This is a genomic window from Nocardia pseudobrasiliensis NBRC 108224 (assembly GCF_001613105.1).
Taxonomy (GTDB): Bacteria; Actinomycetota; Actinomycetes; order Mycobacteriales; family Mycobacteriaceae; genus Nocardia; species Nocardia pseudobrasiliensis.
The window spans coordinates 14819-40393 of the sequence record NZ_BDBS01000015.1 but is presented as its reverse complement, the minus strand read 5'-3'; the positions used below and the strand labels follow the sequence as shown (position 1 = coordinate 40393).

General features: G+C 68.1%; 25 protein-coding genes. 14 read left to right on the top strand and 11 right to left on the bottom strand.

Going from position 1 to position 25575, the window contains the following annotated elements:
* Nucleotide 1: 1 nt before the first annotated feature.
* Together NP4_RS14185 and NP4_RS14180 are read right to left on the bottom strand one after the other, a co-directional pair.
* Nucleotides 2–673: a DUF4232 domain-containing protein gene (locus tag NP4_RS14185; RefSeq protein WP_067997665.1), complete on the bottom strand. Its 672-nt coding sequence runs from the start codon at nucleotides 671–673 to the stop codon at nucleotides 2–4.
* A 63-nt stretch (nucleotides 674–736) separates the two neighbouring features.
* Complete coding sequence (locus tag NP4_RS14180; RefSeq protein ID WP_067997661.1) at nucleotides 737–1360, bottom strand: carbonic anhydrase; 624 nt, start codon at nucleotides 1358–1360, stop codon at nucleotides 737–739.
* Between the two features lie 138 nt (nucleotides 1361–1498).
* On the opposite strand from NP4_RS14180, the gene NP4_RS14175 reads away from it, so the two are divergent.
* Nucleotides 1499–2374, top strand: coding sequence for an HhH-GPD family protein (locus NP4_RS14175; RefSeq protein ID WP_067997658.1), 876 nt, complete (start codon nucleotides 1499–1501; stop codon nucleotides 2372–2374).
* A gap of 30 nt (nucleotides 2375–2404) precedes the next feature.
* Here the strand turns inward: NP4_RS14175 and NP4_RS14170 are convergent, their stop codons facing one another.
* The 5 genes from NP4_RS14170 to kstR all read right to left on the bottom strand — a co-directional run bounded on the left by NP4_RS14170 (nucleotide 2405) and on the right by kstR (nucleotide 8793).
* Complete coding sequence (locus tag NP4_RS14170; RefSeq protein ID WP_067997654.1) at nucleotides 2405–3289, bottom strand: metal ABC transporter permease; 885 nt, start codon at nucleotides 3287–3289, stop codon at nucleotides 2405–2407.
* On the bottom strand, nucleotides 3286–4182 hold the full coding sequence (locus NP4_RS14165; protein ID WP_082875855.1) for a metal ABC transporter ATP-binding protein: 897 nt from the start codon (nucleotides 4180–4182) through the stop codon (nucleotides 3286–3288). The genes NP4_RS14170 and NP4_RS14165 overlap by 4 nt, the downstream gene beginning before the upstream one ends.
* Before the next feature lie 15 nt (nucleotides 4183–4197).
* Nucleotides 4198–5088 carry a metal ABC transporter solute-binding protein, Zn/Mn family gene (locus tag NP4_RS14160; RefSeq protein WP_067997650.1) on the bottom strand — a complete coding sequence of 297 codons (891 nt, stop codon included), beginning with the start codon at nucleotides 5086–5088 and terminating at the stop codon, nucleotides 4198–4200.
* Nucleotides 5089–5376: 288 nt separating this feature from the next.
* Nucleotides 5377–7950 (bottom strand): trehalose-phosphatase, encoded by a 2574-nt coding sequence (gene otsB, locus NP4_RS14155; protein ID WP_067997647.1) that lies wholly within the window; start codon nucleotides 7948–7950, stop codon nucleotides 5377–5379.
* 183 nt (nucleotides 7951–8133) lie between these two features.
* Nucleotides 8134–8793, bottom strand: coding sequence for a cholesterol catabolism transcriptional regulator KstR (gene kstR, locus NP4_RS14150; RefSeq protein ID WP_062510782.1), 660 nt, complete (start codon nucleotides 8791–8793; stop codon nucleotides 8134–8136).
* Nucleotides 8794–8938: 145 nt separating this feature from the next.
* Between kstR and NP4_RS14145 the strand changes: the two genes are divergently transcribed.
* The 6 genes from NP4_RS14145 to NP4_RS14120 all read left to right on the top strand — a co-directional run bounded on the left by NP4_RS14145 (nucleotide 8939) and on the right by NP4_RS14120 (nucleotide 15954).
* Nucleotides 8939–11083, top strand: coding sequence for an acyl-CoA dehydrogenase family protein (locus tag NP4_RS14145; RefSeq protein WP_067997644.1), 2145 nt, complete (start codon nucleotides 8939–8941; stop codon nucleotides 11081–11083).
* Nucleotides 11084–11110: 27 nt separating this feature from the next.
* On the top strand, nucleotides 11111–12175 hold the full coding sequence (locus tag NP4_RS14140) for an acyl-CoA dehydrogenase family protein (RefSeq protein WP_067997642.1): 1065 nt from the start codon (nucleotides 11111–11113) through the stop codon (nucleotides 12173–12175).
* Nucleotides 12160–13329, top strand: coding sequence for an acyl-CoA dehydrogenase family protein (locus NP4_RS14135; protein ID WP_067997638.1), 1170 nt, complete (start codon nucleotides 12160–12162; stop codon nucleotides 13327–13329). The genes NP4_RS14140 and NP4_RS14135 overlap by 16 nt, the downstream gene beginning before the upstream one ends.
* A 21-nt stretch (nucleotides 13330–13350) precedes the next feature.
* Entirely contained in the window at nucleotides 13351–14283 is a 933-nt protein-coding gene (locus NP4_RS14130; RefSeq protein WP_082875854.1) for a bifunctional MaoC family dehydratase N-terminal/OB-fold nucleic acid binding domain-containing protein, read from the top strand.
* 73 nt (nucleotides 14284–14356) lie between these two features.
* Nucleotides 14357–14782, top strand: coding sequence for a MaoC family dehydratase (locus tag NP4_RS14125; RefSeq protein ID WP_067997631.1), 426 nt, complete (start codon nucleotides 14357–14359; stop codon nucleotides 14780–14782).
* Nucleotides 14779–15954 carry a lipid-transfer protein gene (locus NP4_RS14120; protein WP_067997627.1) on the top strand — a complete coding sequence of 392 codons (1176 nt, stop codon included), beginning with the start codon at nucleotides 14779–14781 and terminating at the stop codon, nucleotides 15952–15954. Before NP4_RS14125 ends, NP4_RS14120 begins: the two co-directional genes overlap by 4 nt.
* On the opposite strand, the gene NP4_RS14115 is transcribed toward NP4_RS14120, so the two are convergent.
* Together NP4_RS14115 and NP4_RS14110 are read right to left on the bottom strand one after the other, a co-directional pair.
* Nucleotides 15951–16388: a PIN domain-containing protein gene (locus tag NP4_RS14115; RefSeq protein WP_067997625.1), complete on the bottom strand. Its 438-nt coding sequence runs from the start codon at nucleotides 16386–16388 to the stop codon at nucleotides 15951–15953. The two genes, NP4_RS14120 and NP4_RS14115, sit on opposite strands and share 4 nt — an antisense overlap.
* Entirely contained in the window at nucleotides 16385–16597 is a 213-nt protein-coding gene (locus NP4_RS14110; RefSeq protein WP_067997621.1) for a hypothetical protein, read from the bottom strand. The genes NP4_RS14115 and NP4_RS14110 overlap by 4 nt, the downstream gene beginning before the upstream one ends.
* A gap of 102 nt (nucleotides 16598–16699) precedes the next feature.
* On the opposite strand from NP4_RS14110, the gene zapE reads away from it, so the two are divergent.
* The 6 genes from zapE (at nucleotide 16700) to NP4_RS14080 (ending at nucleotide 21954) form a co-directional block, all read left to right on the top strand.
* Entirely contained in the window at nucleotides 16700–17662 is a 963-nt protein-coding gene (zapE, locus tag NP4_RS14105; RefSeq protein WP_067997617.1) for a cell division protein ZapE, read from the top strand.
* A gap of 163 nt (nucleotides 17663–17825) precedes the next feature.
* Nucleotides 17826–18752, top strand: a complete 927-nt coding sequence (locus tag NP4_RS14100) for a DUF4129 domain-containing protein (RefSeq protein ID WP_245997863.1) — start codon at nucleotides 17826–17828, stop codon at nucleotides 18750–18752.
* A complete protein-coding gene (locus NP4_RS14095) occupies nucleotides 18749–19252 on the top strand; it encodes a hypothetical protein (protein ID WP_067997614.1) in 504 nt (167 codons plus the stop codon). The genes NP4_RS14100 and NP4_RS14095 overlap by 4 nt, the downstream gene beginning before the upstream one ends.
* Before the next feature lie 28 nt (nucleotides 19253–19280).
* On the top strand, nucleotides 19281–20243 hold the full coding sequence (locus NP4_RS14090) for an AAA family ATPase (RefSeq protein ID WP_067997612.1): 963 nt from the start codon (nucleotides 19281–19283) through the stop codon (nucleotides 20241–20243).
* Nucleotides 20240–21514, top strand: coding sequence for a DUF58 domain-containing protein (locus NP4_RS14085; protein WP_067997609.1), 1275 nt, complete (start codon nucleotides 20240–20242; stop codon nucleotides 21512–21514). The genes NP4_RS14090 and NP4_RS14085 overlap by 4 nt, the downstream gene beginning before the upstream one ends.
* Nucleotides 21511–21954 (top strand): hypothetical protein, encoded by a 444-nt coding sequence (locus NP4_RS14080; RefSeq protein ID WP_067997606.1) that lies wholly within the window; start codon nucleotides 21511–21513, stop codon nucleotides 21952–21954. Before NP4_RS14085 ends, NP4_RS14080 begins: the two co-directional genes overlap by 4 nt.
* Before the next feature lie 139 nt (nucleotides 21955–22093).
* Here the strand turns inward: NP4_RS14080 and chsH3 are convergent, their stop codons facing one another.
* The gene (gene chsH3, locus NP4_RS14075; RefSeq protein WP_067997603.1) at nucleotides 22094–22957 is read right to left on the bottom strand and encodes an enoyl-CoA hydratase ChsH3; all 864 of its coding nucleotides are present in this window, start codon (nucleotides 22955–22957) and stop codon (nucleotides 22094–22096) included.
* A 10-nt stretch (nucleotides 22958–22967) separates the two neighbouring features.
* Entirely contained in the window at nucleotides 22968–24677 is a 1710-nt protein-coding gene (kstD, locus tag NP4_RS14070) for a 3-oxosteroid 1-dehydrogenase (RefSeq protein ID WP_067997600.1), read from the bottom strand.
* Between the two features lie 109 nt (nucleotides 24678–24786).
* Between kstD and NP4_RS14065 the strand changes: the two genes are divergently transcribed.
* Nucleotides 24787–25572 carry a 2-keto-4-pentenoate hydratase gene (locus tag NP4_RS14065; RefSeq protein ID WP_067997931.1) on the top strand — a complete coding sequence of 262 codons (786 nt, stop codon included), beginning with the start codon at nucleotides 24787–24789 and terminating at the stop codon, nucleotides 25570–25572.
* The last annotated feature ends 3 nt before the right edge of the window (nucleotides 25573–25575 follow it).

Genomic DNA, 25575 nt, shown 5'->3' with positions numbered 1-25575 from the left:
TTCAGGCGATATTGAACGGCTCCGGTGAGCTGCGCACCGAACCGAACTGCGCCACAACGGCATAGCCTCCCGGCGGCACCGGCACCCGCTCACCCGCGCAATTGGCCTGCGAGGTGGTTCCCGACCAGGTCAGGGTGAATTCCGCCTGCTGCCCGCCGCCCAGGGTGCGCAGATCGGCCGGACCGCCCTGATCGCAGTCGGTGCTCGACCATAATTTGCGCTGCCCGTCGAGGGACTGCACCCACACCTGTTGCAGCCCCGAACCCATATCCCGGGTACAGGACGCGGTGGAGATATTGGTGACCACGATATGGAACACCGGCTGCTCGCCCGATTTGTAATTGGGCTGGGCCACCGAGACCTTCACCGCCAGCGACTGATCCGGGCACGGCGCGGGCGAACCGCTGGCCGCCGCGTTCACCGAGGCGCTGGCCGAGACCGTCCCCGAGGCCGATGTTCCCGCGGCCGCCGTGCCCGAGGAGGTCGCCGCGGGCTTGGCGGCCGTGGATCCGGATGTCGAGGCCGCCGCGGCGCTGTCGTCCTTACCGCCCTTGTGCAGCAGGAAGAACGCCAGCGCGATCACCACCACGAGCGCGATCACCAGCGCTGCGATGGCGAGCAGGCGACGCCGCCAGTAGATCTCGGGAGGCAGTGGTCCAGTCGGTTCCAGCACGGCAACAACGGTAAGCGCCCGATCGAGCCGGTCCGGCTCAGGGGCACGGCGTGTCGACCGGCCTCAGGCCACTTCGCCGATGTTGCCCACCGCGCGATGCAGCTGCACCCTGCCGTCTTCGAGTTTGTATGTGACGCAGGCGATCGCGCATTCGCCGGTGGCCACCCGCTGGGAGATGATCATCGAACGCTGCATGAGCAGCCGCGCGGTCTCCACCACGTGCCGGGCCTCGAGCTCGTCGACCCCGGTGAGGCCCTCGCGCCGGCCGACCAGAATGGACGGGGTGACCCGTTCGACCACGCTGCGGATGAAGCCGCCGGGGACGTCACCGCCGTCGAGGGCGTCGATGGTGGCCCGCACCGCGCCGCAGCTGTCGTGGCCGAGCACGATGATCAGCGGTACGTGCAGGATCTCCACGCCGTATTCGATCGAGCCGAGCACCGAGGCGTCGATGACATGGCCCGCGGTGCGGACCACGAACATATCGCCGAGGCCCTGGTCGAAGATGATCTCCGCGGCCACCCGGGAGTCACCGCACCCGAACAGAATCGCTGAAGGCTGCTGGCCGCTCACGAGCTTGGCCCGGTCGGCGGCGCCCTGGCTAGGATGCTGCAGCGTGCCACTGACGAACCGCTCATTGCCCTCGCGGAGGGCCTTCCAGGCACTGATCGGGTTTGTTTGAGGCATGTGTCCCATTTTCCACACGGGCCGGGTTACCGGCGAGTCCGTCAAGTTACGACCGGGCAAATGATCCGTACCGGGGCGTGGTGAGTGTACGGAGCGAACCGGCATCGCGAGGGCAAATAGGAGAGGACGAATACGCGCGTGAGCATCGATTCCGATGCGCTGATCGACTGGTATGCCGAGACCGCTCGCGATCTGCCGTGGCGTCGGCCCGGGGTGAGCGCCTGGCAGATCCTGATGAGCGAGATCATGCTGCAGCAGACCCCGGTGGTCCGGGTCGAACCGATCTGGCGGGAGTGGGTGGCGCGCTGGCCGGTGCCCTCGGCGATGGCCGCGGCCGCACAGGGTGAGGTGCTGCGAGCGTGGGGCAAACTCGGCTATCCGCGCCGTGCGCTGCGCCTGCACGAATGCGCCCAGGTGCTGGCCGCCGAATACGGCGACCAGGTGCCCGCCGATGTCGACGTGCTGCTGGGACTGCCCGGTATCGGGGCCTATACCGCCCGCGCGGTGGCCTGCTTCGCCTACGGGCAGCGAGTTCCGGTGGTGGACACCAATGTTCGCCGGGTGGTCGCCCGCGCCGTACACGGCCGCGCGGACGCCGGTAATCCGGCCGCCCGCGATCTGCGCGAGACCGAGGCGCTGCTGCCGGGCAGCGTCCCGCGCGCCGCGCGCTTCTCCGCGGCCCTCATGGAATTGGGAGCGCTGATCTGCACGGCCCGCACTCCGGCCTGCGATCTGTGCCCGCTGCCGCGCTGCGCCTGGGTCAGCGCGGGCCGCCCGGCCTCGGACGTGGTCCGCCGCACTCAGAAATACGACGGCACCGACCGCCAGGCTCGCGGCCGCCTGCTCGACGTCCTGCGCGCGGCGGCGGGCCCGGTGGAACGTTTCGCCCTCGACCTGGCCTGGACCCGCGATCCGGGCCAGCGCGACCGCGCCCTGGATTCCCTGCTCACCGACGGCCTGATCGAGCAGACCTCGGACGGCCTGTTCGCCCTGGCGGGCGAGGGCGGGCACTGACCTCGCGCACCTCGGGAGTGCGGCGATCGATCAGGCGGGAACGGGAATCGGGCTCGGGCGACGTGTGCGCGTGCGGGCGCCGATGACGCGGCAGGCCAGATAGATGGCGAAGGACAGGGCGGTGACGAACGTCGATACCGGGACGCCGGGGGCCAGGGACAGCACGATGCCGCCGACGGCCGAGATCTCGGCGAAGACGACGGCCAGGATGGTCGCGCGCACCGGGTCGGCCGTGAGCTGGGCGGCCGCGGCGGCCGGCGTGATCAGCAGTGACAGCACCAGCAGCGCGCCGACGATCTGCACGCCGAAGGCGGCGGTGACGCCCAGCAGGACCGCGAAGATGATCGACAGAGCGCGTACCGGAACTCCGCGCGCCACAGCCACTTCCGGATCGGTGCTCGCGAACAGCAGCGGCCGGTAGATCAGCGCCAGCACCAGCAGGACGCCGATCGTGCACACGCCCAGTGAGGTCAGCCCGCTGCTGCCGACGCTGACCACCTGGCCGGTCAGCAGCGAGAACTTCGAGCCCGCCCGCGTCGGCCCGAGCCACAGGAACAGCACCGACAGTCCGAGCCCGAACGACAGCACCACCGCGATCGACGAATCCCGCTGTCGCGCACGCGCACCCAGCACGCCGAACAGCACCGCCGCCACCACCGATCCGGCGATGGCCCCGAACCCGACGCCCACCCCGGCCAGCAGCGCGGCCGCGGCCCCGGTCAGCGACAGCTCGCTGGTGCCGTGCACCGCGAACGACATCTGGCGGCTCACGATCAGCGGCCCGATCAGCCCGGACAGCAGGCCGAGCAGCGCCGCGGCCAGGACCGCCTGCTGAACGAAGTCGTAGGACAGCAGATTCACGGTGGTGTGGACGTCGAGCAGTTTGGTGAAAACATCGGCCAGCTTGTCGTTCACAGCGCGTCCTCCCCGGCTCCCACGACCACCAGACGCCCGCGTACCCGCAGCACATCGATCTGCGTGCGGTACAGCTCCGAGAGGACCTCCGAGGTCATCACCTCGTCCGGCGTGCCGATCCGGAACTTCCCGTCGACCAGATACAGCACCCGATCCACCAGCGGCAGTACGGGATTGATCTCGTGGGTCACGAACAGCACGGCCGTATCGTGAGCACGGCGGCGCGCGTCGATGAGTTCGGACACCAGTCGCTGATTGGCCAGATCCAGGCTCAGCAGCGGTTCGTCGCACAGCAGCACCCGGGGATCCCCGGCCAGTGCCTGCGCCACCCGCAGCCGCTGCTGTTCGCCGCCGGACAGCGCGTCCAGCGGCGCGTACGCGAACCGCTCGGCGCCGACCTGGGCGATGGCGTCGGATACCTTGCGCCGCCGCTCCTTTCGGCCACGCCAGCCCAGACCCCAGCAATGCCCGTCGACGCCGAGGCCGACCAGATCCACCCCGCGTAACTGCACGCCGGGCTCGAACGTCTTCTGCTGCGGAACATAGCCGATATGCGGATTGCCCAGGCGCGCGGGCGAACCCGCGATCTCGACGCTGCCCGCGCTGGGCGCGATCTGGCCGAGCAGCATGCGCATCAGCGAGGTCTTGCCCGAGCCGTTCGGGCCCAGTACGGCGACGAATTCACCGGGCGCGATCTCCAGATCCAGTCCCTCCCAGAGGGTCCGCTCGCCGAAGCTCAGGCGCGCCTCGCGCAGCCGGACCGCGGGCTCGACGGACGCGGGCGCACAATCCGGATCGAACGGGCAGTCCGGCGCGGTGTGGACGGATTCGAGGTCCGGGGTCACTGACACACCGGTTGCAACACGTTCGCTGGTATCGACGTTCCCGGACATCGCAGTTTCCCCTCGTCAGCCCAGGGCCTTGGCCAGCGCCTGGGCGTTGTCGATCTGCCACCGCAGGTAATCGGTATCCACCGGCAGGGTCTCGGTTACCTCGACCACCGCCACACCGGCCGCGCGCGCGACGGCAGCCAACTCCCGGGTGGCCTTGTCCTCGGTTTGCTTGTTGTAGACCAGCGCTCGGACCCGCTTGCCGCTCAACAGATCACGCACGGCCGCGACATCGGCGGGCGCTGGATCGGTGCCCTGTTCGATCGCCTCCTCGAAGGCGTGCGGCGTGCGGTCCTCGGCGTCGGCGGCGAGCAGCAGATAATGCGCGATCGGCTCGGTCTGCAGCACCGGAGATTTCGGATGTTCGGCGGCGATCCTCGCTGTCACCGCGGTGATCTCGGCCAGTTTCGCGCGGAACGCGCTCGCGCGGTCGGTGTATCCGCGGGCGTGGTCGGGATCGATCGCGCCCAGTTCGGCGGCGATCTTGTCGGCCACCGCGCCCACGGTGTTCACGTCATACCAGATGTGTTCGTTGTCATCGGATTTCGCCGCACCCGTGCGCAGGTCGAAGGCGTTCACGGTGGGCTTGCCGCGACCCTCGACGGCCTTCTCGGCGAATTCGTCGTAGTGGCCGCCGTTGACGATCACCAGCGCCGCGTCGCGCAGCTTGGCCGCGTCCGACGGATTGGTCTGGTACTCGTGCGGATCGTCGGTGGGCTTGCTGATGATGGATTCGACGGTCATATCCGGCCCGGCGACCGCGGCGGCGACACTGCCCCAGGCGCTGGTGGAGGCGACCACGGTATGCCCGCCCGACTCACCGGTCGAACCCCCGCACCCCGCAAGCGCCGCCGCGCTCGCGATCCCCAACGCCGCGGCGGCTGATCGAACGACATAACTTCTGGTCACGCGGGGTACTCCTGCACAGCACACTTAACGGAAACGATTTCCATTTAAATGTAGCGTACGTGTCCATGTCCAGTGGCATCGATTCGCCCGATTTGCCCTGTGGGGCTGGACACGGAACGGGCCCGCCCTCTGATCTCCCGGCGAAAAGCGTGCCGGGAGATCAGAGGGCGGGAAGTCAGAGGGCTGCCCGGCAGGCCGGAGGGCGGGAAATCGGGGGGTGGCCGGGAGGTCGGAACTTCAGGGAGGGCTGCCCGGCCAGTGTGGAGCCCGGGCGGGCAGCCGAATTCCCTACTGCACCAGCGCCGGAACGGGCTGGCTGAGCAGTTGCGCGCAGCGCAGCAGGCCGAGGTGGCTGTAGGCCTGGGGGTGGTTGCCCAGTGAGCGCTCGGCCACCGGGTCGTACTCCTCGCTCAGCAGTCCGGTCGGTCCGGCCACATCCACCAGCTGGGCGAACAGGGCCTCGGCGTCGGAGCGCTTGCCGATCAGCAGGTACGCCTCGACCAGCCAGGCCGCGCAGAGGTGGAAGCCGCCCTCACCGCCGGGCAGGCCGTCGTCGTGGTGGTACCGGTAGACGGTCGAACCGCTGCGCAGTTCGGCCTCGGTGGCCACGACGGTCGCGGCGAAGCGCGGATCGGACGGATCGATCAGGCCGCTGAGCCCGATGTGCAGGGTGGCCGCGTCCAGATCGGTGCCGTCGTAGGCCGCGGTGTAGGACTGGACCTCGTCGTTCCAGCCCTTGGTCTTGACCTCGTCGGCGATGGTGTCGCGCAGCTCGGCCCAGGCCGTGTCCACCCGGCGGTCGAATCGCTCCGCCAGCTTCAGCGCGCGATCGATGGTCAGCCAGCCCATCACCTTCGAGTACACGTGATGGCGCGGATTGCCGCGGATCTCCCAGATGCCGTGGTCCGGTTCGCGCCAGCGCCGCTGCACCGCGGAAACCATGGCGTGCACCAACTCCCAATCCCGATCCGGCAGGGCCTTGGCGGGATCGGAGATGCCCTTGTGCTCGCGGGCCTGTGCCAGGGCGGCGATCAGATCGACGATCGGACCGAACACGTCCAGCTGCACCTGCATATTCGCCGCGTTGCCCACGCGCACCGGCCGCGATCCGGCGTAGCCCGGCAGCGAATCGATGACCGCCTCGGGCGGCAGCGTCTCGCCGTAGAGGGTGTAGAGCGGATGCAACCGCTCCGGCCCGGCCAGCGTCTCCAGCACCCGGTGCACCCAGGCCAGGAACTCCTCGGCCTCCCCGAGGGAGCCGAGAGTCACCAGCGCGTGCGCGGTCAGCGAGGCGTCGCGCAGCCAGCAGTAGCGGTAGTCCCAGTTGCGCACGCCGCCGATGTCCTCCGGCAGCGAGGTGGTGGCCGCGGCCAGAATCGAACCCGAGGGCTGATGCACCAGACCGCGCAGGGTCAGCGCGGAGCGCTTCATCAGATCGGGTTTGAGCGGCGGCAGCTCGAGCGTCTCGGCCCAGTCCCGCCAGTACCGCTCGGCCTCGCGGCGGCGCTCGACCTCACCGACCATGGCCGGGGCCAGGTCCGAGGTGCCGCAGCGCATTTCGAGTACGACCGGACCGAGTGAGGGATCGATCACCGCGTGCGCGGAGTGATGGATACCCTCCTCGACGATCTCCCACCGCACCCCGGGCGAGCGCAGCACGATCGGATCATTGGTGCCATGCACGCGCAGGCCCGCGGCCTCCTGGTGGATGGTCACCGGCACCTGACCGAATTCCGGTCGCGGCGCGAAGGTCACCACCGCGCGCGCGTCACCGGTGATGACACGGGTCAGATCGGTGCGCTCGGGCGAGACGTCGTGCGGCAGATAGTCGACCACTTGCAAACTGGACCAGCGGGTTTCGACGGTCATGGTGCCGTCGACATAGCGCTGGGACAGTGGCAGGCCGGGCCGCTCGGGCGAGATGGTGAAATGTCCGGCGGCCGGACCGCCGAGTAGATGGGCGAATACCGCGGCCGAATCCGGCTCCGGATGGCAGAACCAGGTGACCGTACCGTCCGGTGTGACAAGGGCTTTGGTGCGCGGGCTGGCCAGCATGGTCAGCCGCTCGATTCGGGGGGCGGAGGCGCCGGCCAACCAGGTGCGCCGCTCCTCGAGCAGGAACGCCAGGGCCTTCGCCACCTCCTCGGTGCTGCCCACGCGATATCCGGCGAGGCTCTCGCCCTCGCCCACCTTGATTCCGACGTCCGGACCCGCCAGCCGGGCGAAGGCCTTCTCGTCGGTCACGTCGTCGCCGAAGAAGACCGCCGCGGACGCGCCCTCCTGATGGCGAATGAGGTCCAGCGCATCGCCCTTGTCGGTCTGGATGACCGCGAGTTCGATAACCGCCTTGCCCTCGGTGACCTGCACGCCGACCCAGCTGGCCGGGCCGAGGCGGGCCTGCTGCAATGCGCGCCTGCCCACTTCGGGCGCGGCGTTGCGCACATGCAGTGCGACGCTGGCGGGTTTGATCTCCACCGCGGCGCCCGGATTGTCCTGAGCGATGCCCGCGAGAGAGTTCTGCACTTCCTGCAGTAGCTGTTTGGCGTCGTTATCGATGGCGTGTACGAAGCCGACGTCGAATTCCGAACCGTGGCTTCCGATCAGCTGCACCTCGACCGGTAGCCGGGACAGCGCCGCGAGATCGCGCAACGCCCGGCCGGAGATGACGGCCGCCGTGGTGGCGGTGAGGCCGGCGAGGGCGCGCAGCGCGCTCACCGATTCCCTATGGGGATAGGCCTTCGTCGGGTCGGAGACGATGGGCGCGATCGTCCCGTCGTAGTCCGAGGCGACCAGTAGCCGCGGCATGCGGGCAACGGCCGCCAGGGCGCGGCGAAGTTCCTGTGGCAAATCCTGTGCGCTCACGCATCCAACCTAGTGATCGGAGGAGAAATGTCAGGGCGCGAGAAACTCTACTGGGTCAGGTTTGCTCGCATGTTCGCGCAGTGATACGAGACGTTTACGTACGCCTCGCCGTGCGCATCCCAGATTGTGCGGTCTCCTGCCGTACGTTAGCTGGTTTGCCACGCGGAACGGTGGGCAAACTTCTCAGGATTTATCGCCCAGCAGCAGGTCGACGGTCAGTTCGAGGCGCTCTGTGACATCGGTCGCGGAGGCCCGTCGGGTCAGCCACGCCACCAGGTTGGACAGCCACACATCACTGATGACGCGAGCGATGGCGAGATCGCGATCGGTCGGTTCGCCGTCCTCGATGGCACGGGCGAAGAAGCGGTCCATCACGCGTCCGACCCGGTCGACCTCGGCCGCGGCCGACGCGTCGGCGAACATGAACGCGCGCGTCATGGCCTCGGTCAGCAGCGGATCGCGCTGCATGGCGCGGGTCACCTGGGTGAGCAGCAGATGCATTCGTTCGCGGGGAGTTTGCCCGGCCACCGGTTTGCGTTTGCTCTCGAACTGTTCGAACTCGCGGGCCAGCGCCGAAACCAGCAGATGCACCTTCGACGGGAAATACCGGTAGAGCGTGCCGACGGCCACATCCGCGCGCTCGGCGACCGCACGCATCTGCACCGCGTCGTAGCCGCCCTTGGAGGCCAGGGCGAGGGTGGCGTCGAGGATCCGCTTGCGCCGCTCCCGCTGCGCGGCCGAGCTCAGCTCGTCCTCGCTGAGCGTGCTGACCGGCGTGGCCCGGGGGCGATTGCCGTTCGGCGCACCCGAGTCGGCTGCCTGCTCTCGGGAGGGACTGGCCATCGGTGAAAGTCCTTTCCTGCAAACGTCGTATCTGCGGCTGAGGTGCGTCGCTGCCCGGAGCGGGATCATCTCTTGACTTCCGCCCGGCTCGAATATTAGAACATGTTCTAGGTGTGGGAGTCACGCCGGAAAGGCGGTATGCAGTGTGAGCATCGCCACCACTGACGAGCATAAAGCCGTCCAGGAGTCGATGCGCGGATGGGCCGCGTCGATCCGACCGATTGCAACCATGCGCAACGGCGCGTCCGACCACTGGCGCTCGTACTGGCCGAGTCTGGTGGGCCTCGGCGTCTTCCGGGTGGCCGTGCCCGAGGCCGCCGGGGGTGCGGGCGGATCCGTGGGCGATCTGGCCGTCCTCATCGAACAGGCTGCCCACGATCTGGTCGGCGGACCGGTTCTGGCCACCGCCCTGGCGGGCCTGATCACCGGCGGAGCGCTCGACGAGGATACCCCGTGCGGTGTCGCGCTGGGTGAGCCGGTTGCGCTGAGCGCCAACGGGACCGAGTTGACCGGGGTCTGGGATACGGTGATCGGCGCGGCCGACGGCACCGCCGTGCTCTTGCCCGTGGCCGCCGGTCGCTGGTGTCTGTTGTCCGCGAATACCGCTGGGCTGCGCATCGATTCGCTGCCGCCGCTCGATGCGAGCACGCCCCTTGCCCGCGTCGAATGCGCCGGTGTCGCGATCGCGACCGAGCGACTGTTCGAAACCCCGTACGACGTCACCGATCTCACCGCGGCGCTGGTCGCCGCCGAGGCCGCGGGCATCGCCGGATGGTGTCTCGAGACCGCGACCGAATACGCCAAGGTGCGCGAGCAGTTCGGGCGCAAGATCGGTGAGTTCCAGGCCGTCAAGCACATCTGCGCCTGGATGCTGTGCCGCGCCGAGCTGATCCGCGCGGTCGCCGCCGATGCCGCCGCGGCCGTGGACACTCGCACCGACGAACTGCCGCTGGCCGCCGCCATCGCGATGACCATCGCCCTGGACGCGGCCGTGGAGACGGCCAAGGATTGCATCCAGGTGCTCGGCGGGATCGGCTTCACCTGGGAGCACGACGCGCATCTGTATCTGCGCCGGGCGGTGGCGCTGCGCCAGCTGCTCGGCGGATCCGCCCGCTGGCGGGCCCGGGTCGCGGAGTTGGTGCGCAGCGGTCGCCGCCGGACCGTCGGCGTGGATCTGGGCCTCGACGAGGGGCCGGGCGCGGCGGCCTGGGACGGGGTCGGCCTCGATGCCGCGAGCGCCGCGGAACTGGCGGCCGATCTCGCGCAGATCGCCGCGCTGCCGCCCGATCGGCAGCGAGACGCGTTGGTGGACACCGGATTGCTGGCGCCGCACTGGCCGCGTCCGTACGGTCGCGGCGCCGGTCCGATTCTGCGCACCCTCATCGACGAACAGGTGCGCCGCGCGGGAATCACGGTGCCCGACATACAGATCGGCAACTGGGCGGTGCCCACGCTGCTGCAGTACGGCACCCCCGAACAGATCGAGCGTTTCGTGGATCCGACACTGCGCGGCGAGACGATCTGGTGCCAGCTGTTCAGCGAACCCGACGCCGGATCGGATCTGGCGGCCTTGCGCACCACGGCCACCCGGGTCGAGGGCGGCTGGCGACTGCGCGGGCAGAAGGTCTGGACCTCGCTGACCAATGTGGCGAATTGGGCGATATGCCTGGCGCGCACCGACGGCTCGGCGCCCAAACACCGTGGCATCAGCTACTTCCTGGTGGATATGTCCAGCCCGGGAATCGAGGTGCGGCCACTGGTACAGATCACCGGTGAGGCGCGTTTTTCCGAGGTGTTCCTCGACGATGTCTTCGTACCCGAAGACGGTCTGGTCGGTGAATTGGGCGCCGGATGGAAAATCGCGCGCTCCACATTGTCCTCGGAACGAGTGGCAATGGGCGGAAGCGGTATCGGCGATGAACTCGAGCGTTTGATCGAAACGGCTCCGACACACGGTCCGGGCGCGGAATTGATCGCCGATCGCCTCGGCGCACTGGTATCGGACGCCGTGGCGGGACTACTGCTGGAAACCCGCGCCGCCCAGCGCATGCTGGCCGGAGTCGATCCGGGACCGCAAAGCAGCGTACGCAAACTGGTCGGTGTCCGACACCGTCAGCAGGTCGCCGAATTCGCCGTCGAACTCGCTGGTGTGGCGGGCGCTCAGGAATCGGATGTGGTGAAAGAATTCCTGCTGACACGCTGTTTGTCGATCGCGGGGGGTACCGAGCAGATCCTTTTGACCGTGGCCGGTGAACGGATTCTCGGACTCCCGCGCGAATCGCACAGCTGACACCACACCTCAACCGGGAGCATTGAATTGGATTTCGACTACGACGAGAGCCAGGACGCGGTCGCCGAGGTTGTCGTGAGTTTGCTGGAGCGCCACAGCGAGCGTGACGACGCGCTGTGGCCGGCGGTGGTGGACAGCGGGCTGCTATTGGTGGCGCTGCCGGAGCGATTCGGCGGTGACGGTATGGGCCTGCCCGAGGTGGCCGCCATGCTGACCGAATTCGCCACCGACGCCGCGCAGATCCCCGCGCTGGCGACACTGGGCTTCGGATTGCTGCCGCTGCTGGACGTCGCACCGGATGCCCTGGCGGATCAGATCTTTCCGGCCGTCGCCAAGGGCGCGGTGCTCACCGCGGCCCTGAGCGAACCGGGCGCGCCGTTCGCCGTGAAGCCGGAGACCGCCGCGGTCGCCGAGGGCGGTACCGTGCGCATCACCGGTCACAAGGTGGGCGTGCCCTATGCCGCGCAGGCTCGCTGGATACTGGTGCCGACGGATTCGGGTATCGCGGTGGTGCCGACCGAGACACCGGGCGTCACACTGCTGGAAACCCCGGCCTCGACCGGAATGCCGGAGTTCTCGGTACATCTGGAGGACGTCCGGATTCCGGCCGAGCAGCTGCTGCCCGGCGGTCCGGGCGAACTGCACCGGCTCGCGCTGGCCTCGATCGGCGCGGTCGCCGACGGTCTGGTCAAGGGTGCGCTCACCCTGACCGCGGAACATGTGCGCACCCGTCACCAATTCGGCCGTCCGCTGGCCGAATTCCAGGCCGTGGCACAGCAGATCGCCGATCTGTACGTCATCTCGCGCACCCTGCACGTGGCCGCGGCCTCGGCGAATTGGGCACTGGCCCAACCGGATCCGAGTCCGGAGCAACAGGAACGGATCGACGACGATCTGGACGTGCTGGCCTTCTCGGTGGCCTCGGAACTGCCCGCGGCCATGCAGAAATGCCATCACCTGCACGGCGGCATCGGGGTCGATATGACCCATCCGCTGCATCGCTACTACTCACAGGCCAAGGACATCGCCCGCTGGCTCGGCGGCGCGTCGTTCCGGCTGGATCGTTTGGGAGCTCGATGTTCATCGACCTGACCGTCGAGCAGCGCCGGCTGCGCGACGAATTGCGTTCCTATTTCGCCGATCTCGTCACTCCCGAGGAGGAGGCCGAGATGGCGGTCAACCGGCACGGCGACGCCTACCGCGCGGTGGTGCGCCGGATGGGTCGCGACGGCCGCCTCGGCGTCGGCTGGCCCGAGGAGTACGGCGGCCAGGGCTTCGGCCCGCTCGAACAACAGATCTTCTACAACGAGGCGGCGCGCGCGGATGTCCCGCTGCCCCTGGTGACGCTGATGACCGTCGGTCCGACCCTGCAGCAGTTCGGCACCGATACGCAGAAGCGAAAGTTCTTGCCCGCCATCCTCTCCGGCGATGTGCACTTCTCGATCGGCTACTCCGAACCGGAGGCCGGAACCGATCTCGCGGCCCTGCGCACCAGCGCTGTGCGCGATGCCAACGGTGATTGGATCGTCAACGGGCAGAAGGTTTTCACCACCGGCGCGCACGAGGCCGACTACATCTGGCTGGCCTGCCGCACCGGTTCGGTCGAATCGCGCCACCGCGGCATCACGATTCTCATCGTGGACACCTCCGATCCGGGTTATTCGTGGACCCCGATCATCACCTGCGACGGCGCGCACCACACCAATGCGACGTATTTCGACAACGTCCGCGTCCCGGCCGACATGCTCGTCGGCGAGGAGAACGGCGGCTGGAAGCTGATCACCACCCAGCTCAATCACGAGCGGATCAGCCTGGGCCCGTCGGGCAAGATCGAACAGCTCTACGACCGGGTGCGCGAATGGGCGCTGCGCCGAGGCGTACTCGGCGATCCGGACGTGCGCCGCTCGCTCGGGCGCATCCGGGCCATGGTGCGGCTCAACGAATTGCTGAACTGGCAGGTCGCGGCGAATGCCGATCACGCGGCCGAGGATCCCGCCGGTGTGATCGCCGATGCCTCGGCCACCAAGGTCTATTCGACCGAGGCGCTGCAGGAGGCCGGTCGGCTGGTCGAGGAGATCGTGGGCCGGCACGGCGATTACGCGGATCCGGCCACCGCGGAGCTGTTGGGCTGGCTGGACCGGCGCACCAAACAGAATCTGGTGGTCACCTTCGGCGGCGGCGTGAACGAGATCATGCGCGAGCTGATCGCCACCGCCGGACTGAAGCTGCCGCGCGTACCGAGATAGGAGTCTCCCGTGCCGGAAACCATGACAGCGGAGCAGATTCGCGCCGCGGGCGAGCGCGTCGAGGCGCTGGGGGAGTGCGCCCCGCGGGTGGCCCGCGATCCGGTGAACCAGCCGATGATCAACAACTGGGTCGAGGCCATCGGCGACCACAATCCGATCTACGTCGACGCCGAGGCCGCTCGCGCGGCCGGACATCCCGGTATCGTCGCCCCGCCCGCCATGGCCCAGGTGTGGACCATGCCGGGCCTGCACGGCGCGCGTCCGTCCGACGATCCGATGAACGCCGTCAACGATCTGCTCGACCAGGCCGGGTACACCTCGGTGGTGGCCACCAACTGCGAGCAGATCTATCACCGCTACCTCGAGCTCGGTGAGCGAGTGCAAGCCCGCACCCGGCTGCAGGATCTGGTCGGCCCCAAGCGCACCGCGCTCGGCGAGGGCTGGTTCGCGACCTACGTGCTGACCTGGTACGTCGGCGACGAGGCCGTTACCGAAATGCGTTTCCGCATGCTGAAATTCGCGCCCGGCACCGGGAAACCTGCCGAACCGCAAGAGGATCCGAGCAAGCGTGTGCGGCCCATCGTGTCGCGCGATACCGAATTCTTCTGGGAGGGCGCGAAACTCGGCGAGCTGCGCATTCAGCGACTGCCCGACGGCTCGCTGCGGCATCCGCCGATTCCGGCGCTGTGGCAGGACAGGTCGCAGGAGCCGGACTATGTGGTCGCGTCCGGTCGCGGCACGGTGTTCAGCTACGTCGTGCACCACGCCCCGAAGGTGCCCGGCCGGAAGCTGCCGTATGTGGTGGCGCTGGTCGAGTTGGAAGAGGGCGTGCGGGTGATGGGTGAGTTGCGCGGGGTCGAACCCGATGCCGTGCGCGTGGATCTGCCCGTCGAGGTGGCCTTCGAAAAGCTCGACGAGGACAATGTACTGCCGTATTGGAAGGTGATCGCATGACCGAGTCAGGGCCCGGAGGAGGCAGCTTGCGTAACCACGTAGGGCCCCTCGGTCGTGCGAAGGGAGGCGTAGCATGACCGCGACCCTGGCCGTCGAGGTCGGAACAACCCTGCCCGAGTTGGTGATTCATGCCGACCCCACCTTCGTGGTCTCGACCGCGCTGGCCACCAGGGACTTCCAGGACGTGCACCACGATCGCGACAAGGCGGTGGCGCGCGGTTCGAAGGACATCTTCGTCAACATCCTCACCGATATGGGTTTGGTGCAGCGGTTCGTCACCGACTGGGCCGGGCCGGGCGCGGTGGTGAAGTCCAATACCGTGCGCCTGGGCGTGCCGCTGTACGCCGGGGATACGCTGACGCTGACCGGGACCGTGACCGCGGTCGAGGGCGACGAAATTCAGCTCGAGGTGGTCGGGCGGGACAGTCTCGGTGAGCATATTCAGGCGAAAGTCGTTATCGCACTGCGTGCCTCGAGTGCGGGCGAGGTGTCGAAATGAGCGTCGCGCTGAGCGGCTCGGCCGCGATCGTCGGAATCGGCGCCACCGACTTCTCGAAGGATTCGGGCCGCAGTGAACTGCGGCTGGCCGCCGAGGCGGTCACCGCGGCCCTCGCCGACGCCGGGCTGCGGCCCGAGGATGTGACCGGGCTGACGACGTTCACCATGGATACCAACACCCAGGCCGCGGTGGCCCGGGCGGTCGGCATTCCGAATCTGACCTTCTTCAGCAATATTCCGTTCGGCGGCGGCGCGGCGTGCGCGACCGTGCAGCAGGCGGCGATGGCCGTGGCCACCGGAATCGCGGATGTGGTGGTGGCCTACCGCGGCTTCAACGAACGATCCGGACACCGCTTCGGCCAGTTCTCCACCCAATTGGCGACCGCCCCGACCTCCTCGGGCGTCGATGCGGCCTGGGGTTATCCGCAGGGGCTCGGCACGCCCGCGGCGCAGGTGGCCATGGTGGCCCGACGCTATATGCACGTCTACGGCGCGACCAGTGAGGATTTCGGCCGGGTGGCCGTGGCCGATCGCAAACACGCGGCGGTCAATCCGGCCGCGCACTTCTACGGCAAGCCGATCACACTGGAAGAACACCAGAACTCGCGCTGGATCGCCGAACCGCTGCATCTGCTGGACTGCTGCCAGGAGACCGACGGCGCGGTCGCGATCGTGGTCACCAGCGCCGAACGGGCCCGCGATCTGCGCCAGCCCGCCGCCGTGATCTCCGCCGCCGCCCAGGGCTCCGGAGCCGATCAGTACGTCATGACCAGCTACTACCGCGACGCCATGACCGGCCTCCCGGAAATGGGCCTGGTCGGCGAACAACTCTGGGCCCAAAGCGGTTTGCGCCCCGACGACATGCAGGCGGCCATCCTCTACGACCACTTCACCCCCTTCGTCCTCATGCAACTGGAGGAACTGGGCTTCTGCCCCCGCGGCGAGGCCCGCCACTTCATCGCCGACGGCGCCATCGAACTCGGCGGCCGCCTCCCCCTCAACACCCACGGCGGCCAACTCGGCGAGGCCTACATCCACGGCATGAACGGCATAGCCGAAGCGGTCCGCCTCATCCGCGGTGATTCGGTGAATCAGGTCGAGGGTCTACAAAACGTCGTAGTCACAGCAGGGACCGGTGTTCCGACCTCGGGCCTGGTGCTGAGCGTCGCTTAGTCCTTGTCGAACGGCAGGAGGGTGAACGAGCTCGCACCCCAGAGGGGTGCGAGCTGCCGGAAGTGCCGTTGATCGAGAGTCAGCAAGGTCGTGGTGTGATAACGATCGGCCAGTACGACATTCGATGCGTCGGCTATACCGATGTAGTCTTTGCCGCTGCCGAAGCGGCTCGCGATATCCATCGCGGTCGAGTGGTCCTCTGCGGTCCATTCGGGGAGTTCGTATGCGCCCGTTGCGACATCGCGTGAGAAATTCAACGCGGCTCGAGCGCCGAAGCGCGAGGAGAGCATGTAGTCGGCCTCTGCCACGATGAACGGCGATACGACCAGCAGGCGATCGTCATCGCGCAGTACTCGTGCGACGGCTTCGTGCTCGGGATGTGCCTCGTCGAATGCTGTGACGATGGCGCTCGTATCTACGACGAGTGCTGTCACTCGCCGAAGCCCCCCGCGAGTTGGTCGTCGATCTCCTCGGCGCTCAGCGGATGCTCGCTCCGATAGCCGCCGATCGTGGGCTTGGGGCGGGGAGCCTGTTCGTCCATGAGCTTGTCGATCTGCTGGGCCAGCGTCAGTCCGTGGGCCGCCGCCAGACGATGCAGCCTGTCACGCGTGGCCTTGGGAACCTTGATGGTCGTGGCGGTCATACCGATCAGTATACCGGGATTCGTCGGTGATCACAGACACTTTCCTGGTCTGTCGCCTCCGTTCTGCACTACCTCTGGATCCAGAGGATCGAGGAGGTCGTCATGAAACTGATCCTGGACGATCGGCAACAGGCGGCGGCGCGGCGATTGGCCGAGGTGGCGGGTCGGGTCGGCAGTCGGTGGCGGTCGCCGCGCGGGGTGTATCTGTATGGTCCGGCGGGGCGGGGAAAGACCATGCTGATGGACGAGTTCTTCGCTCGGACCGCCGTCGCGCGCAAGCGGCGCTGGCACTTTCACACCTTCTTCGCCGATCTGCACGCCCGGATCGCTGCGGCCGGATCCTTCGAGGCCGGGCTCGGGGCCGTGATCGGCGATGCCGCGCTGATCTGCTTCGACGAGTTCCACGTGCACGACATCGCCGACGCGATGCTCATCGCGCGGCTGCTGCGGCGCCTGTTCGACCGGCGCGTCACCGTCGTGGTCACCTCGAACTATGCGCCCGAGGGTCTGCTGCCGAATCCGCTGTGGCACGACCGCTTCGTGCCGACGATCGAGCGAATTCGCGCGCATATGGATGTGGTGGCGGTCGACGGAACTCGCGACTATCGCGAGGGCAAGGAACATTTGTCCGGATTCTCGGCGGGGCGTTACATCATCGGTCCGGCACCGTATGCGGGCGCGGTGGAAATTCCGGTCGGGCACAGTCGGATTCGCGCCCGCGCTGTGACCGCGGATGAGATAATTATCGATTTCGATCAGCTGTGCGGAAATATATTGTCGGCCGCCGACTTTCTGGAATTGTCGCGGCGGTTCCGGCGCTGGACGGTATGCGCGGTACCCCCGCTGCGCACGGTGCCGATGGACTGGGGCACCCGCTTCGTGAACCTGGTCGACATCCTCTACGACGCGGATTCGGAGCTGAACCTCTATGCCGGGACCAGCCGCGAGGAGCTCACCCGAGCGGTCGCGTCGGTGCGCGATCTGTACCGGACCGCGAGCCGATTACGGGAACTTGAGGTATGCGAAACGTATATGAATCTGATTGTGCCGCAAACGGATCGGTAGGAGTCGGTGATTGTGGACTTTCACAGGTGATTGCGGAATCAACCAGGGGGTGGCAGGTATGTCGTATCGGTGTTTCGATTTTCCCGCTGACGAACCGTCCGGCATGTAACGATGTGGCTGTTTACAGCAGTCGCGAGTTTCCTGGGAGAGTCCGGTGGGCCGGGTGGGCACGGCAATACCGCGCGCGATCGGTTCGATCGTGCTGCTGGCGCTGGCCGTAATCGCCCTGCGCGGATTCGTACCGGGAACCGGTGGGCCGCATGCCGTCTCGCCGCCGTCGGCGGTCAGCGTCGCGCTCATGCCCGTGCTGTCGCTGGTATCGGTGGTGATCCTGCTGGCCGGGGTGATCACCAGCAGGCACCGGCTGCCGCTGGCCATGCCCGCGCACGAACCGGCCCGCGACCGAACGCCCCGGCGGCTGCGCCGCACGGTGTCCGCGGTGTTGATCGCGCTGGCGCTGCTGGCCCTGTTCGCGGCCGTGGTCTGGGCGATTCACCTGATCGCGCCGGGTGATTCGACGACCCAGTCCCCGCCGCCCACCGCGGCCCCGACCGCGCCCGGCACCTCGCCGCCGCCACCGCCCAATCCGTTCTCCGGCACACCGCATCTCACCGATCGAGAGTTGGTGCTGGTCATCGGATCCGCCATCGCGCTGGTCGTCGTGGCCCTGGCCGGATTGGTGGTCGTGGCCCTGGGCACCCGCCGCCCCCCGACTCCCGAACCCGCCGTGCCCGCCCCCGCCGCGGTGGAGGCCCCGGTATCCCTGGCCGAGGTCGCCGAGATGGGCCTGGCCGCCATGACCGCCCCGGGCCAGGATGCGCGCGAGGCGATCATCTCCTGCTATGTGGCGATGGAACAGGGCCTGGCCCTGGCCCGCGAGGTCGCGCCGCTGATCTCCGATACGCCCTCGGAGGTGCTCGCCCGCGCCTTCGAACGCGGTGCGCTGCACGATGCCTCGGCGCGGGAGTTGGTGGCGCTGTTCGAGGAGGCCCGCTTCAGTCCACACGCCATGCTGGAGTGGCAGCGCATGCGGGCCGAGCAACTGCTGCGGATCGTGTTGAAGGATCTGCAGGGAGAGGTGGTCCGATGACCCGTGCGGTGATCGTCGGCGGCGCGATCGTGCTGATCGCGCTCATCGAGTTGGCGGCGCTGGACGGTCAGCGCGCGCTGATCCCGCTGCTGGTCGGCGTGCCGCTGGTCGGCGCGCTCGGCCTGCTGATCTGGACGCTGGTCGAACGCGGCCGCGCCGAGGGCCGAAGCGATCCGGCCGACAACGAGATCGACAACGGTCCCGCCGATATGCTGCGCCGCTGGCGGGCCCGGGCCCAGATGCTCGCCGAGCGGTCCGAGGGCACCCGCGCGGAATGGGACCGCCATCTACGCCCCCTGCTGGCCAAGGAATTCGAACTGTCCAGCGGCCACCGGATCGCCAAGAATCGCCGGGCCACCGAATCGGCCGGACTGATGCAGTTCGGCCCGGAGCTGTGGCGCTGGGTGGATCCGGCCAACTCGGCGTTGCGTGATCAGCAGACCCGCGCTCCCGGCCGCGCGGCTCTGGACGAGATCCTGCGCCGGCTCCAGTCGATGTGAAAAGGTTGCTACGAGTGTGAGTTCGAATATGACGACCCCGATGGACGCCGCCGTCAAGCGCACCGACGCGGTCCTGCGCGAAATCGCGCGGGTGGTGGTGGGCAAACGCGATGAGCTGCAACTGATCATGATCGCGGTGCTGGCGGGCGGTCATGTGCTGATCGAGGATCTACCGGGGCTCGGTAAAACGCTGATCGCCCGATCCTTCGCCGCCGCACTGGGTTTGCAGTTCACCCGGGTCCAGTTCACCCCGGATCTGCTGCCCGCGGATCTGATCGGCTCGACCATCTACGATATGAATTCCGGCCGCTTCAACTTCCGGCGCGGCCCGGTCTTCGCCAATATGCTCCTGGCCGACGAGATCAACCGCACCCCGCCCAAGACGCAGGCGGCCCTGCTGGAGGCGATGGCCGAGGGGCAGGTGAGCATCGATGGCGAAACGTTCCCGCTGCCACAGCCTTTCATCGTGCTGGCCACCGACAATCCGATCGAGTACGAGGGCACCTACCCGCTGCCCGAGGCCCAGCTGGATCGTTTCGCCCTGCAGTTGCGGTTGGGCTATCTGTCCGAGCAGGACGAGACGCAGATGATCCGCCGCCGCCTCGAACGCGGGTCGGTGCCGCCGCAGGTCGGTCAGGTGGTCGACGCCCAGGGGCTGCTGGAAATGCGACAGGCGGTCGAATTCGTCACCGTACATCCGGATGTCGTCACCTATGTGGTGGCGCTGGCCGGAGCTACGCGAGGTCATCCGCAGGTCGAGGTCGGCGCGAGCCCGCGCGCCGAGCTGGACCTGGTGCAGATGGCCCGCGCCCGTGCCCTGCTCATGGGGCGCGACTACGTGATCCCGGAAGATGTGAAGGCCCTGGCGATTCCGGCGATGGCCCACCGCATAACCCTGCGTCCGGAGATGTGGGTGCGCCGCATACGCGGCGAGGACGTGATCGCCGAACTGCTGCGCCGCCTGCCGGTGCCGCGCGCGACCGTGACATGAGACATCGCGATACCGCGTCGATCGCCGAGGCCGAATTGCGCTGGCGGCCCGCGGCTCTGGTGTTCATGCTGGCCGTCGCTGCCGCGCCCGCGCTCGCCCTGGCGGTGATCCTCGGCCGCTGGCAGCTGGTGATCTTCGCCGCGCCGATGCTCGGTGTGCTCGCCACGGCTCCGATCCAGCTCTCGCGCACCAGAATTCAGGTCGACGGCGCGGATGTGCTGCGCTGCTTCGAATCCGAGGAGGTGGTGCTCGGCGTCGCGGCCTTCGTCGAGGACGGGCACGCGCTGCTGCGCTGCACACCCGAACCGGTCGAGGGACTCGAGGTGCGGGTCGAGGAGGCGGTGGATTCCGGAGCCGCGCCCGCGGGGCTGCGGCTGGCGCTGTCGACCGGGCGCTGGGGCCGCTATCCGGTGACGATCCGGGTCACCGCGCTCAGTCCGGCCGGACTGGCGGTGGCCTCGGTATCGCTGCCAGCGGGGCGGGTGTACGTCTACCCGATCGCCGATCCGCAGCGAATGCGATTGCCGCGCACCGAACTTCCGGAGCGCATCGGCACGCACCTGACCCGGCGGCACGGGCCGGGCGTCGAATACGCCGATATTCGCGCCTACGCCCCGGGCGATCAGCTGCGCACGGTGAACTGGCCGGTCAGCGCTCGGCGGGGGCGGCTCTACGTCACCGAGCGGCTCACCAATCGAGCCGCGGATGTCGTTGTGCTGGTGGACACCTCGCTGCAGGCGCCGGGTCCGGCCTCGGAATCGCTGGAACTGTCGGTGCGCGGCGCGGCCCAGGTCGCGCAGTCGGCGCTGCAGGCCGGTGATCGCACGGCCGTGGTCTGCCTCGGACAGACTCCGCGCTGGCTGCGGCCCGATATCGGGCGGCGGCAGTTCTATCGCATCGTCGACACCGTGCTCGATGTGGGCGATGAGCACATCACCACCTCGGGCACACTGGCCCCGCACGCCGCGGTGCCGCTCGGCGCGATAGTGGTGGCGTTCTCCACGCTGCTCGACACCCAGTTCGCGCTGGCGCTGATCGATCTGCGCAAGCGGGGACATGTGGTGGTGGTCGTGGATGTCTTGCGCGGCACGCCTTTTCGCGAGGATCTCGATCCGATTCTGGCCCGCATGTGGCAGCTCGAGCGCACCGCCATGTACCGGGACATGGGTACGGTCGGCGTCGATATCGTGGGCTGGCCCGACGACGCCCGACTCGACCAGATCATGCGGCTGCTGCCCCAGCATCGCCGAGTGGTGCGGGTGCGCCGATGACCCGATTCCTCGCCGTGCTGTCCGGTCTGCTGCTCACCGCGGCCGTGGCGATCGTGCTGCCGTGGGCGGCGATACCCGCGCTGATCCTCGTGGTGGCGGGCTGGTGGTGGCGGATCGCCGCGGTGGGCGCGGTGCTGGTGGCGCTGGCCGCGGTGGCCTGGGACGACACCGGCGCCGCGGTGGCCGCCGCGACCGGCGTGGTCGCGACGACCTATCTGCTCAATACCGCGACCGTCCGCGCTCCGAAGGGTGTGGTTCCTACCACAGTGCCGTCTGTGGCGGGCGCGCTGATCGCGGCGGCCGCGGCTGCGGCGGCGAGCCTGGTTCCGATGCGTTTGGCCTGGTTACCGCTGGTTGCGCCGGTTCTGCTGATCCTGGTCTACGCGCTCGTGGTGCACGGAGTGGTACCCGAACGAATAGACCGGTCGGACGACCAGTAGGGTTGTGACGACTGGACGTAATACTACATTGTGTAGTATTCGGCGCATGTGGATTATCCCGGTTGTCGCCGTCGCCTGTTCCGTCGCCATCGCGATTCTGTTCGCGACCGGCTTCCCGGAGTGAATCGCCGCCTCTCGATCAGGAACTGAAGGTCAATCGCACATCGGCGAGTACGGGCGCGTGTTCGCGCTCGGGAACCGATGCGGCGATATGCACCTCACCCGTACCCAGCCACATCCGTGAGCGGATCGACTCGCCCGGATAGAGCACGCCCGCGAACCGCGCGCGAAAGCCGGTGACCCGGGCGGCATCCGAGCCGAGCACCGTATCCACGGCCGTCTTGCAGACGATTCCGTAGGTGCACAGCCCGTGCAGAATGGGATCGGGAAAGCCCGCGTCATGGGCGAATTCGGGATCCGAATGCAGCGGATTGCGGTCTCCGCACATGCGGTAGAGCAGCGCCTGCTGCGGCAGTGTCGGCGTGGTCACATCGAAATCCGGTGCGCGATCGGGCAATTCGGAGCGGGTGCTCGGCCCGCGCTCGCCGCCGAAACCGCCCTCGCCCTTGGCGAAGATCGACGAGCGGGCCGTCCACAGCGGCTGTCCGTCGGAGCCGGTGACCGCGGTCTCCTGCACGACCACCGCGGCCGAACCCTTGTCCCACAGCTCGCTGATCCGCCCGGTGCTCGACGCCTTGCCCTCGGCCGGGATCGGCCGATGCACCACAACCTCCTGACTGGCGTGTACGACCTTCGCCAGGTCGATCTCCACGCCGGGCATACTCACCCGCGGCGCCTCGGTCGCGCGCAGCGTGGCAGCGACGGTGGCGAAGGTCGGCAGCACCTGTGGCGAGCGGTCGTCGAGATAGCGCAGTTCGGCCGGGTCGGTCCAGCGCGCACCCGCGCCGAGGCCGAGGTGATACAGCTGCACATCCGACGGCGACCAGGCGAACTTCTGGCCCGGAAGCGTGGCTCCCAGTGCGATTTTCGGATCGATCGGCACAGTGTCCTCCTCAGTTGTCCGCGGCGCTGGACACCGGCTCGCGGCGCGCGCGCTCGACGATATCCAGTACGGCGAGATATCCGAATGTGATCGCGGGTCCGATGGTCGCGCCCGGACCGGCGTAGGTGTGGCCCATGACCGGGGCGGAGGTATTGCCCGCGGCGTAGAGGCCGTCGATGACCGATTCGTCCTCGCGCAGCACCCGCCCGGCCGTATCGGTGACCAGGCCGCCCTTGGTGCCCAGATCGCCGGGGAACATCTTGGCGGCGTAGTAGGGTCCCTGTACAAGTCCGGCCAGGCACGGATTCGGTTTGACCGTGGGATCGCCGTAGTAGCGGTCGTAGGCGCTGTCGCCGCGGCCGAAATCCTCGTCGACGCCGGTTTCGGCGAAGCCGTTGAAGCGCCGCACGGTGTCGGTCAGACTCTGTTCCGGCACACCGATTTTCGCGGCCAGTTCGGCCAGCGTCGGGGCCTGGACGATATTGTCGTTTTCCAGCCAGCGCTTCGGGAACCGTTGTCCCGGTTGCAAAGTGGCGAAGATGTAGCGGTTGCGGTAGCGCTGATCGAAGACCAGCCAGGCGGGTACGTGCTCGCCCGGGCCCGTGCCCTGGCCGAATTCGCCGCCGTACATCTTGTGTACGGCCTCGACATAGGGCAGGCATTCGTTGAAGAACCGCTTACCGTGCACGTCGACGATGAGTCCGCCCGGCAGATTGCGTTCGGCCAGGCAGAACCACGGGCGGCTGCCGCGGAAGACGGTCGGGCCCCACCAGGCGTCCTCCATGAAGGCAACGGCCGCACCGAGTTCCTGGCCCGCGCGGATGCCGTCGCCGGTATTGGCCTTCGCGCCGGTGGTCCATTCGGTGCCGATGGGTTCGCGCTGATACTTGTGCCGCATATCGGCGTTGTGCTCGAAGCCGCCCGCGCCGAGGATCACGCCGTAGCGGGCGCGGAAGGTGACCGGCTCGCCGTTCGAAGTGGCCTCGACGCCGACCACGCGGCCGTTCTCGACCACCAGGCCGGTCAGCGGAGTCTCCAGCAGCACAGGGACATTCGCGTCGAGCAGGCCCTTGCGCATACCCGCGATGATGGCCTGGCCCATACCCAGCAGATGTTTGCGGGTGGCCTTGGCCCAGTAGGTGCGCGCGCCGACCCGCAGCGCGCGCAACATGCCCTTGGGGTGGCGGCGAATCATGCTCAGACGGACGAAGTCGGCCTGGGTGGTCACGACGTTCAGCGGGGCCTTGGCGTAGGGGGGTTCCAGTTTGAACCGCTCCTCGCCGAGCACCATGGCGTCGAACGGTTTCGGCTCGCACGAGCGGCCCAGCGGTGCGCCGCCGGGCGCCTCCGGGTAGTAGTCGGGGTAACCGGGGACCCAGCGCAGTTTCAGCGCGCTGTGATCGAGGACGAAGCCCAGCGCCTCCGCGCCGCGATCGATATAGGTATCGATCCGCTCCTTGGGCACGGCGTCGCCGATGATGCTGTACAGGTAGGTGCGTGCCGCTTCCCGGTCATCGGGACGCCCCGACGCGAGCAGCGCCTTGTTGCCGGGGATCCATACGCCGCCGCCACTGCGCGCGGTCGACCCGCCGTAGTGCGCGGCCTTCTCCAGGATCACCACGCGCAGGCCGTGATGTGCGGCGGTGAGGGCGGCCGTCATTCCGGCGGCGCCACTGCCGACCACCACCACATCGTATTCCCGATCACTCATGTAGAACACGTTATAGAATCGGGCCAGGTTCGGTCTATATTGATCTGGCAGATGGGACTGCTGGAGCGAGAACTCGCAGGAAAACTCGTTACAGTTTCCCTGGCGGAAGGGAATGAGCGTGCTGTCGGATGCGGTACGGAGTGAACTGGCGGATCGGCTCGCGGCCGCCGAGCGGGACCGGGTGTCGATCGATCCGCTGGTCGTCGGGTATCCGGAGATCGATGTCGTCGACGCCTACGAGATCCAGCTGATCAATATTCGGCGTCGGGTCGAGGGCGGAGCGCGGATCGTCGGGCACAAGGTGGGCCTGTCGTCGAAGGCGATGCAGCAGATGATGGGGGTCGACGAGCCGGATTACGGACATCTGCTCGCCGAGATGCAGGTATTCGAGGACCAGCCGGTGCCCGCCTCGCGATATCTGTATCCGCGGGTGGAGGTGGAGGTCGGATTCGTCCTGGGGGCGGATCTGCCCGGCGAGGACTGCACCGAGGCCGATGTGCTGGCCGCGACCGTCGCCTACGCGCCCGCGATCGAGCTCATCGATACCCGCATCACGGACTGGAAGATCGCGCTCTGCGACACCATCGCCGACAACGCGTCCTCGGCGGGCTGGGTGCTCGGGCCCGAGCGGGTGCGCCCGGAGTTGTTGGATATCACCGGGATCGACGCTCGATTGACCCGCAATGGTGAGGTGGTCGCCGAGGGGCGCAGTGACGCGGTGCTCGGGGATCCGACGATCGCGGTGGCGTGGCTGGCGCGCAAGGTGGCCTCGTTCGGGGTGCGGTTGCGGGCCGGGGACATCGTGCTACCCGGTTCGTGTACGCGCGCGATCGATGCCCGGCCGGGTGACGCCTTCCATGCCGAGTTCACCGGGCTCGGTTCCGTCCGTTTGGAATTCAGCTGAGGA

Bases quoted from the DNA above. Each gene is read 5' to 3' on its own strand.
- NP4_RS14120 (WP_067997627.1), top strand. From the start codon at position 14,779: ATGAGCGTCGCGCTGAGCGGCTCGGCCGCGATCGTCGGAATCGGCGCC.
- NP4_RS14110 (WP_067997621.1), bottom strand. From the start codon at position 16,597: ATGACCGCCACGACCATCAAGGTTCCCAAGGCCACGCGTGACAGGCTG.
- NP4_RS14180 (WP_067997661.1), bottom strand. From the start codon at position 1,360: ATGCCTCAAACAAACCCGATCAGTGCCTGGAAGGCCCTCCGCGAGGGC.
- kstR (WP_062510782.1), bottom strand. From the start codon at position 8,793: ATGGCCAGTCCCTCCCGAGAGCAGGCAGCCGACTCGGGTGCGCCGAAC.
- NP4_RS14080 (WP_067997606.1), top strand. From the start codon at position 21,511: ATGACCCGATTCCTCGCCGTGCTGTCCGGTCTGCTGCTCACCGCGGCC.
- NP4_RS14085 (WP_067997609.1), top strand. From the start codon at position 20,240: ATGAGACATCGCGATACCGCGTCGATCGCCGAGGCCGAATTGCGCTGG.
- NP4_RS14095 (WP_067997614.1), top strand. From the start codon at position 18,749: ATGACCCGTGCGGTGATCGTCGGCGGCGCGATCGTGCTGATCGCGCTC.
- zapE (WP_067997617.1), top strand. From the start codon at position 16,700: ATGAAACTGATCCTGGACGATCGGCAACAGGCGGCGGCGCGGCGATTG.
- NP4_RS14165 (WP_082875855.1), bottom strand. From the start codon at position 4,182: ATGTCCGGGAACGTCGATACCAGCGAACGTGTTGCAACCGGTGTGTCA.
- NP4_RS14130 (WP_082875854.1), top strand. From the start codon at position 13,351: ATGACAGCGGAGCAGATTCGCGCCGCGGGCGAGCGCGTCGAGGCGCTG.
- NP4_RS14125 (WP_067997631.1), top strand. From the start codon at position 14,357: ATGACCGCGACCCTGGCCGTCGAGGTCGGAACAACCCTGCCCGAGTTG.
- NP4_RS14090 (WP_067997612.1), top strand. From the start codon at position 19,281: ATGACGACCCCGATGGACGCCGCCGTCAAGCGCACCGACGCGGTCCTG.
- NP4_RS14135 (WP_067997638.1), top strand. From the start codon at position 12,160: ATGTTCATCGACCTGACCGTCGAGCAGCGCCGGCTGCGCGACGAATTG.